The sequence below is a fragment of the Paenibacillus sp. sgz302190 genome (assembly GCF_059820445.1).
Map to the genome: position 1 here is coordinate 84374 of NZ_JBZYAO010000033.1, position 8825 is coordinate 93198.

Genomic DNA, 8825 nt, shown 5'->3' on the forward strand with positions numbered 1-8825 from the left:
ACAATCGCTGAATCCAAGAGAAAAATCATTGTTAAAAGGCTGCCTTCTTGTGTTTTCCGGTTGCGGCTCCATAGACGAAGGCGGTAAACACCGTTATATACGGGACGGTTACGATGATCGTCCAAACCTTGCTAACGAAGTCATTGTAATATTGAAAATCCGGAACGACTTGATTGCTCATCGCCCATAACAGGAGAGCGGTTGGAAGGATGAATGGCGTGTAATGATGTTGCCGTCCACTAATTTGGGCTAAACCGAACATGATCATCAAAAAACAAAGCGTAATTTTTAAAAATACCCCCAGGAACCAAATTATGCCGATTACGGCTTCGAATCGTTGAAAAAATTGACCGATTACAATCAATTTCGCTATGGAAAAGGTTGGATACAATTGATTCGCCGACACAGGGGCGCTTTGCACGCCAATCGTAATCAATATTCCTAACGTAAGTAAGATTCCCGATAGGATGATCATAGAGATCATTCCCCGTACGATTTTTTTCTTGACGGGTACGTATGTAAGGAATGCGCTGAAACAAAACAGCTCCATGAACGGAAAACTTATCACGGGGTAAACTCCTTGAATGACGGGAAACCAGCCGTTGGCGAGAATCGGACGAATGTTATCAAACGAAAAGCGGCCAAGCACGAGCGACAGTATCAGCAAATAGGAAATGATCATGACCGGAAGAATGACTTCATTGACTCTGCCTATATTGCTCATTCCCTTAGACGATGAATACATAACGAGGAGCAGAACCAGGATTTGATAAATCCATGGATGGGTATGCGGCAGAAGATGCGTGATCGAAAAATTACTGAGATTCCTCACAATAAGCGAGTTTAAATAAAGGTATAAAAAAATAATTTGAATATTGACGAACTTACCGAGCCATTTTCCAAGTATGCGCTCCATAATGACATAAATGGATTCATACTGATAGGACTTTATGAAGAAGAGCCATCCTGCATTCAAGCCGATGCCAAGGAGCATGGCCAAAAGCATGGAAATCCAGGCATCTTGCTTTGCAAAAACAGTCGTAATAACTGGAACGAGCAGCATGGCGCTGCCGACCAAGAAGGTTACGGACAAGTAAAGCAATTGCCGGGAACTAAGTGTGTGCTCCATCTTTTTATCCTCCGAACAAGATATTGTAAATAGGGAGATATAAGGTTTTAAACCAAGTCGTTGCTGGAAATAGATCATATCCGGCCAAGAAGCCGAGCGTATAAATCACTGAACATATCCATACGCAGACGGGTACGATGTTTCCGCTTTTCCCTGCATTATTTTTCATGTATGCTTTTGGACACCTTTCCGCTGGTGATTAACCGAATATCAACATTGATTTGGGCGGACAATTCCGGGATTATGGTTTCCCAGTCCGTTTTTCTTTTCAGCCATTCTTTCGGGTAATGCTGATTTAAAATATCGCCAAATCCGAAAACATCCGCTTTCATGTTCTGAGCTTTCTTTATGGCGCTCGCTATTTCATTTTTTATTTCGTATTCCAATTCATGTTCCATCTGTTTGTTCACGTTCGGATCTTCCACCTTGATCGGACAAGTTACTTCTTCTAGCATTCCGTTTGCTTTAACATAAATATTGAACTTGATTTGATTGCCGGTTATGACTGGAGTGACGCGGGAACTAATCTGGCTCAAGGTAACTCCAATAAATCCATTTTTTTCTTGGCAAGCCGTTTGCATTAACATCGATTTTGCAAAGAAATGCCGGATAAACACCCAACCGCGTGTTTGTTCCGAAGTAAACCAGCCTGCAAGTTTATTTTCTTTGAAAAGGGGGAACCCCGTTAAAACGTGATCCTTTTTACCGTCGGTTTGTACCATGGCAACTCCCATACCGACAAAATCGCCCTTTCCTCCATAATGCCAACGAGTAATATCGTCTATTTCGATGCCACGTTTCATCCCCATGAACCCGGAAGAAATATCCGCTTTTTTTAACATTTCCGTTCCCGTATTTTGCTCAAGCGGACTTTTGATCATAAGAACTTCTTTAGCTGAAGCATGTTTTGCTACGAAAAATTGGACAGTTTTCCTTAATTCATGTTGGCGTTCAACAAAATCAGTTACAGGTCGGAGCCCTTGCGTTTGGGCAAATTTTTCACCGATGGCGATAAAAGTGAGGTCCGAAAAAAATAGTTCTCGATGGAGCAGGTTTTTGCTTCGCTGCAAGATGTCAACGATTGATTTTCCTTTCACGGAAAACGGATATACCGGGGATTTCCCAGCTTCTTGGTCGTCCGATTTTGCGGTTTTCCCGCCCGGACTTATGATCTGAAACGTGATTTCCATTCCTTCGTTGCTTTCATCGATGCCCATGCTAGTTGCAATGGCCAGCTCATTTAATTCTCTTCGCAAGTTGCAGCCTGACAAACAAACCATCATAAATATGAGAGGAATCAACCCTAAGGCAATTGATGTTTTATTTATCATCTTTACCCTTCCAATTAACGAATTTTTCGATATGACTCCACCGCAACGGAAGTCGAAATAATCCGTCTTTGTTTCTTTCCGTTTGAATTAGAGTAAGTGTAGTGAAATAAGGCTTTCCGGCCGATTTCAAGGAGCAAAGATGGATTAGAACGGCAGTGGCAAACACCACGATCCCGACTAACCCCAAGGTAGAAGCCAATACCATAACCACAAATCGTAATAATCGGGATGTTGTTGCGAAATTGTAAGTTGGCGAAGTAAAGCTGGAAATGGCAGTCAAGGATACAACGATAACTACTGCAGGTGATACCAAGCCTGCCCGGACCGCCGATTCTCCGATAACGATCGCACCCACGATGGAAACGGTGGGACCTACAGCTCTTGGCATGCGAACGCCGGCTTCGCGCAATATTTCGAAAATAAACTCCATCAAAAGCGCTTCCACGAAGGTAGGGAAAGGAATCCCTTCTCTTTGCTGTACCAAACTTATCAGCAGATCGGTTTGAAGCAATTCTTGATGGAACGTTGTGATCGCAATATAGAACGCCGGCAAGCTTAGTGAAACGACATACGCGGCGAGTCGGATAAGCCGTAAAAGAACAGCGATGTCAAACGTCTGATAGTAATCTTCGGAAGCGTGAAAAAATGAAACAAATGAGGCTGGGGCAATAAGCACGAATGGGGTTCCGTCAACGATGATCGCAATTTTTCCTTCCGAGATGGCTGCTGCAGCGCTGTCCGGTCTCTCGGTAGAAAGTAATGTTGGAAAGGGGCTGTACTGATCTTGAATCAGCTCTTCGAGCATACCGCTATCAAAGATTTGTTTCGTTTGCAGGCTGCCAATTTTATCTTCAATGTTTTGCAAAGCTTCTTTATCGACCGTATCTTCAAGAAATGCAATGGCAACAGTAGTATGTGTCGTTTTTCCGATCACATAATTTTTTATGCGTAAATGATGGTTTTTAATTTTTTTCCTAATCAAAGAAATATTGACGGTGTAATTTTCCACAAACCCATCACGGGGACCCTTAACCAGCGTTTGATTTTTGGGCTCCTCCACATTCCTGCCTTCTCCTCCAGGCGCCGAAACAATGAAGGCTTCATTTGCATGTTCTATAAAAAGAATAAGATGTCCGTCTAATAATCCTTCTATTACCGAACTCATCCGGCTCACACGCTTCATTTGGCATGATTTCACACAACTTGCGAGTATTTCCGGCGTTATCGTCGTGTCCGGATTTTTTTTTATTTGCAGATCCAGTAGTGGAGTGAGGAAGGATTGGCTCAAAAAGAAAGGATCGATAAACCCTTCTATGTATGAAATGGAAAAGGGCACGGGCAAATGGACGAAAGTCTGATTTACAAAATCCGGACTGTCTCCAAGAATGGATTTCATATACTCCGTGTTTTCGAATACATTTGTAGATATCGATTTGTGGAGAACATCCTCCTTGTTCCGCTGTTGCTGCACCACAATGAAACGCCCCCAAGTCCACTCCATATTTCCAATGAAACACAATAATATCATTTGCCAACGACCCGAATTTATTCGCTTTGGGTATGAACGTCGCTGTAGGCCTGCATGAGAGAGTTTTTTAGATGCCCGATTCGATGCCTTCTCCTGGGCAGAGTACAATAAGTCTGCTGATAGCTGTTGATGATTGGCGGATTCCATTCTTATATCCGATTCAAGGAAAGGTGCACGGTGCAACGCGCCGAGGAGGCGGAGACTAGCGGTCAGGCGATGGAGCGCGCGCGGCGGCATCAATCGGCATCGGGGCCGAGATCGGAAGTGTCGTTGTCGTTACCGCAACGCCTGGACGTAACTCACGCTTGGTCAGCTGGATGATACGGCATGCTGCTAAGAAATCAGATCTGCCTACCGACAGATTATTCGATCTGCCAGCATAGCTTTAATGCTACGGGTAATACCGCTATATGAATTCCATCCGCGCTTATCGGCAGAATCTGGTGATGAGTACAGACGAAGTTCATATCGAGGCAAGGTCGGTGGCCCACTATGTACCTTTATGCCTTTGACAATCCGCTGAAATACTTACTTATAGAAATCGGAACGTCTACTCATCCAAAGTAACCTGAAATAAACAAGCCGGAGCGCATGTTGGTCAACGTCCGGCATGTTTTTATTTGCTAAGTTTCATACTACTCATGAGTAAGATGAATTCACTCTTGTTATAATTCGTAATTAAATATATTATTAATTAAATGATTCATCATTTAATTAATAAAAAAATTCATCATGGCTGACAGCGGATTGAGACATGCTAAGCATCTCTTCAGCTTTTGTAAAACTGCCGGTTTCAATTACTTTCGAGAAAACTTGGAGTTGTGTAAATGTCATGAGCTTATCCTCATTTTAAATATGAATAGAATGAATTTGCTTAATTGTATAATGACATTTACTCTTTAAACAAGAAGAATAAAGTGATAGGAATCGTGAGCGCAATGCAATTACAACGACCATTGTGGAGGTGTCCTCAACATGAGCAGAAGTTTTCTCGTATTGTATGGAGTCGGTGGCAGTAGCCCCGATCATTGGCAAACTTGGTTGCATCAAGAACTGGTAAAACAAGGTGAAACAGTCCGATTTCCCGACTTTCCAGACAAAGATCAACCTGACAAGAATGTTTGGCTCGACCATTTATCTAGTGTTTTTGAAGAAATTCCAAACGATGAAGAAGTCATCGTTGTGGCCCATAGTTTAGCGTGCATCATGTGGTTTCACTATGCAGCTTCAACTCCGAAACGAAAAATTCAGAGAGCCATTCTTGTAGCTCCACCCTCGCCATTTTTGAAATATGAGCCGGTGATGACGTTTTTTCCTGTACTAGAAAACATAGATGAGATCGCGAATGCTGCGGAAAAAACGTTGTTTGTTTTATCCTCAACAGATCCTTATTGCTCAGTGGAAGATGCTTCACAGTATTTGGATTTAGGGGTTCCTTACGTTATGATGCCTAAAATGGGACACATCAACGTAGAGGCGGGCTACGGTCCATGGCCATGGATTCTTGATGTATGCTTGAACAAGCAAGTTACATTATGATCGGGGGCAAGGGTTGTTGCACTAACGGAGACGATAGTTTAAATGCTTGTCTAAAACAAGAGGGGACGCCGGGCTTGTTCAGAGTAATAATAAATATTCTCAATAACAAATCACTGTCTTACATTAAAGGGAACTTATGTATTGTTTGCATAAGATGAAGGGTGTGACGAAATTGCTTAAAAAAATAGGAAAACTTCTATTTGTGCTTACTTTTGTATTTTATGGACTCATTCTATTGATCCCATTATTATCTGTTAGTCTTAAAGCAAAGACCATAATCACTACCTTTTTGGTTGTAATCGGGGAAATAACATTCTGGAGCGGCGGTTTGATTTTAGGTAGAGAAGTTATGAAAAAATACAGAAGCTTGTTTAACCCAAAAAACTGGTTCAAACGAAATAAATAGTGGCTCAAAACCGTAAACAGCGATACTGCCTGGCTTTTCGTGCTCAAACCGTAGAACGAACACTCGGTTCCACGGCAGTGCATAGCGCACTCATGCAACAAGCGCCTGCCAGTACCGTGCAGCGGAATGCATCAGGAAGCTCTCCAAGTATGCGAGCGCTTGGCGAAACAAGCGTGGCGCGAAGCCGAAGCTTCCTCCAAAGGACACCCTCTCGGAGAAAGCGCAGAAACAACTGGAGGAACTGCTGGGCTATTCTCCGCTGTTGCGCCGCGCGTGGGAATGGAAGGAAGCGTTCACCGCTTGGTACGACTGTTCCCCCAACTATGCCATGGCCAAGCAAGGCTTTGAGCGTTGGTGCACTCAGGGAGAAGCCATAGGTCATGCCGCTGTTCAAAGCGCCCTGAACACCATGCGCAACTGGAAAACAGAAATTGTGAACTACCATCGTTGCCGCTGGACGAACGCGACCGTTGTAGGGCGTCACAATCGGATTAAAGCTTTTCAGCGTCGTCACTACTTCACACGAAACCGCAGCCGTTACAAGGCTGGTATTCTGATTGAATGTAATCGTCACCGCCTACTGACCTGAAAGTCAAGCACTGATTCTTAGGTTGAGCCACTTTTTTAATAAAATTATTTACATCAACGAACTCCAACTGAATACCTTCAAATTTAAGATAATTTTCAGTAATCCAGATTTTTCTTATGGCTTTAATCCACTGCAAATCATCAGGAGGATAAATCTACCTCAGCAACTTGCTTTGAAAAGAAATCCAAATCGCCAAAAAGTTCTTTTATGTTACTTAACAAACAATATCCCTCCTAAGAGCGTAGAGAACCAAATTAGTGATTATTTAATATAGGGGGACCGCCAGCAAAACGCAGATTTACACCGTTAAGAGGATTTGAACATTAAAATAACCAGTTTTCACCCCGTTAAGGGGTAACCGTTAGAAACGAAGACACATACAATTTTTTTTGAAAAATTAGTAACTATACAATTTAACGTGTTAAGACATGTACATTCTACTAATGAGATATAGCACCGGGGTGCAACCAATGAGAGGTTTCTCTTTGATTCAAATGATCTCGATTTATAAAAAAGAAGGAGCACTTCGCTCCTTCTTCTTCTTTGGATATTTTTGATACCAAATATTAACAATATTGAAAGTTTAATCCATGTTAATACCGGAATGAGGTCTTGCTCAGATACCTTACACCTACCTCAATAACGCTATTGAGAATATGCTGAATTATTTGTGATTTATAAATTGGGCTCCCGTTTTGCAAACTCTTGTAACATCCCTCTTATTTGTTCTACCAATAAAGCGGGCGCTTTCTTTGGGGAACCCGTGTCAAACGGAGGCTGAGGATCGTATTCCAAAATCAGCTGGACTCCTTTACTCATATCTTCTCCCAATTCCCATGCTATTAATTGAAGTGCCATATCGATACCAGAGGAGACACCGGCTGCTGTAACGATTTTGCCCTGACGAACCACTCTTTCATCTGTTGGAATTGTTCCAAGAGATTGAAGCAGGTCGAAGGATCCCCAATGACTGGTGGCTGCGGTTCCATTTAACAAGCCTGCGGTGCTCAAAATCAGAGAGCCGTTACAAACCGACGTGGTCCATTTCGTAGTTTCATGTATTTGGCGAATCCAATTTAACGTTTCTTCGTCATTCATTGGAGTTTTATAATTTGGCGGACTGCAACCTGGAACAACGAGAATATCAGCTGAAGTAACTTCAGAAAAACTGTAATCGGCATGCAAATAACCCATATTTGAGTCCAGTTTGATTAACCCTTTTTTCTTAGCGACAAACTTCACTTCACATTTCAGTGTAGCAGCAAATACATCGTATGGACCAATTGCATCTAATGCTGTGATTCCATCGAAAAGCATGATTGCGATTTTCAAGATGATCTCTCCTTTGGAGTGGGATTCTATTCTTACAAACAAACTATAACATACTCATACGGGGTATGGGTATGTAGATATTGTGAAAACACTGCTCGGCGTTCTGGTCATGAACGGTATCGCCCACAACCAGAAAGTGACCTTTGGAAGTAATAATACGCTTACCAGTGTAAAACCCTCATGCCGCCAACCAAGGTATTTTAATTTCAAACATCTCTTTCCACAAATATTGATTGAGAAATGCTCATGTAAACCTTTAATAGTACGTAATATGTCAAAAAACATACTTAATGACATGTTGGAAAACAGGCAATATTCTATGGCCCAAAAATCAAAATAGCGGCTGCAAAGGACGAGAAATAATGTCCTAGACAGCCGTTGTTTTAATTGAACTATCGTTCTCCGTTAGCGTAATCAAGTTATCTTTTTTCTGGAAGTCAAGCACTGATTCTTAGGTTGAGCCGTTTTTATTTGCTAAGTTTTATCCTACTCATGAGTAAGATGAATTCACTCTTGCTATAATTCGTAATTAAAGATATATTTTTAATTAAATGCCGGATCATTTAATTAATAAAAAATTCAGTTTAAAGATAGGAGGATTCATTTGGCAAGACCAATCAATGTAGAAAAAAGACAGGAGCGGCGTAATCGTTCAGGAGTGAATCCTGGAACCATTGTAAATTCCGTTGGACATGCACACAAAATCACTTTATCATCCTCAAGATCAACAATAACGTTATCGTTCACCGAAAATAAATCATAAGTTTCCTTAGTCACTTTTAGGTTCCCATAACCAATTAACTTAACATATTGACATCCAGGGGAGTGTGAGAGATGAAAAAATGGCGTAAAAGATTATGGAAGACGCTTGTTATCGGGTTCGTGGCTATTCTTGTTTTTCTGGGATCAGGCGCGATATATGAACAGGTGAGCGTCCGGAATGATTTGAAAACTTATACCCCTAGCGGCAA

7 protein-coding genes and 1 pseudogene are annotated in these 8825 nt (G+C 41.9%); 3 read left to right on the forward strand and 5 right to left on the reverse strand.

What is annotated here, in order from left to right:
• Positions 1-31: 31 nt before the first annotated feature.
• From AC6RNO_RS27705 to AC6RNO_RS27720, 4 genes are all read right to left on the reverse strand, one after another.
• Positions 32-1129, reverse strand: a complete 1098-nt coding sequence (locus AC6RNO_RS27705) for an endospore germination permease (RefSeq protein ID WP_497107460.1) — start codon at positions 1127-1129, stop codon at positions 32-34.
• Positions 1130-1287: 158 nt separating this feature from the next.
• A complete protein-coding gene (locus AC6RNO_RS27710) occupies positions 1288-2460 on the reverse strand; it encodes a Ger(x)C family spore germination protein (protein WP_497107461.1) in 1173 nt (390 codons plus the stop codon).
• Positions 2450-3934, reverse strand: coding sequence for a spore germination protein (locus tag AC6RNO_RS27715; protein ID WP_497107462.1), 1485 nt, complete (start codon positions 3932-3934; stop codon positions 2450-2452). Before AC6RNO_RS27715 ends, AC6RNO_RS27710 begins: the two co-directional genes overlap by 11 nt.
• A gap of 768 nt (positions 3935-4702) precedes the next feature.
• Positions 4703-4822: a LysR family transcriptional regulator gene (locus tag AC6RNO_RS27720; protein WP_497107463.1), complete on the reverse strand. Its 120-nt coding sequence runs from the start codon at positions 4820-4822 to the stop codon at positions 4703-4705.
• Between the two features lie 141 nt (positions 4823-4963).
• Here AC6RNO_RS27720 and AC6RNO_RS27725 point away from each other — a divergent pair, with 141 nt between their 5' ends.
• From AC6RNO_RS27725 to AC6RNO_RS27735, 3 genes and pseudogenes are all read left to right on the forward strand, one after another.
• Positions 4964-5527: an alpha/beta hydrolase gene (locus AC6RNO_RS27725; protein ID WP_497107464.1), complete on the forward strand. Its 564-nt coding sequence runs from the start codon at positions 4964-4966 to the stop codon at positions 5525-5527.
• 154 nt (positions 5528-5681) lie between these two features.
• Positions 5682-5933 (forward strand): transporter suffix domain-containing protein, encoded by a 252-nt coding sequence (locus AC6RNO_RS27730; RefSeq protein WP_497107468.1) that lies wholly within the window; start codon positions 5682-5684, stop codon positions 5931-5933.
• Positions 5934-6126: 193 nt separating this feature from the next.
• Positions 6127-6522: pseudogene (locus tag AC6RNO_RS27735) on the forward strand (ISL3 family transposase); the annotation flags it as partial.
• A 675-nt stretch (positions 6523-7197) separates the two neighbouring features.
• On the opposite strand, the gene AC6RNO_RS27740 reads toward AC6RNO_RS27735, so the two are convergent.
• On the reverse strand, positions 7198-7854 hold the full coding sequence (locus AC6RNO_RS27740) for a DJ-1/PfpI family protein (RefSeq protein WP_497107465.1): 657 nt from the start codon (positions 7852-7854) through the stop codon (positions 7198-7200).
• Positions 7855-8825: the final 971 nt, after the last annotated feature.

Bases quoted from the DNA above. Each gene is read 5' to 3' on its own strand.
- AC6RNO_RS27720 (WP_497107463.1), bottom strand. From the start codon at position 4,822: ATGACATTTACACAACTCCAAGTTTTCTCGAAAGTAATTGAAACCGGC.
- AC6RNO_RS27705 (WP_497107460.1), bottom strand. From the start codon at position 1,129: ATGGAGCACACACTTAGTTCCCGGCAATTGCTTTACTTGTCCGTAACC.
- AC6RNO_RS27725 (WP_497107464.1), top strand. From the start codon at position 4,964: ATGAGCAGAAGTTTTCTCGTATTGTATGGAGTCGGTGGCAGTAGCCCC.
- AC6RNO_RS27730 (WP_497107468.1), top strand. From the start codon at position 5,682: ATGAAGGGTGTGACGAAATTGCTTAAAAAAATAGGAAAACTTCTATTT.
- AC6RNO_RS27710 (WP_497107461.1), bottom strand. From the start codon at position 2,460: ATGATAAATAAAACATCAATTGCCTTAGGGTTGATTCCTCTCATATTT.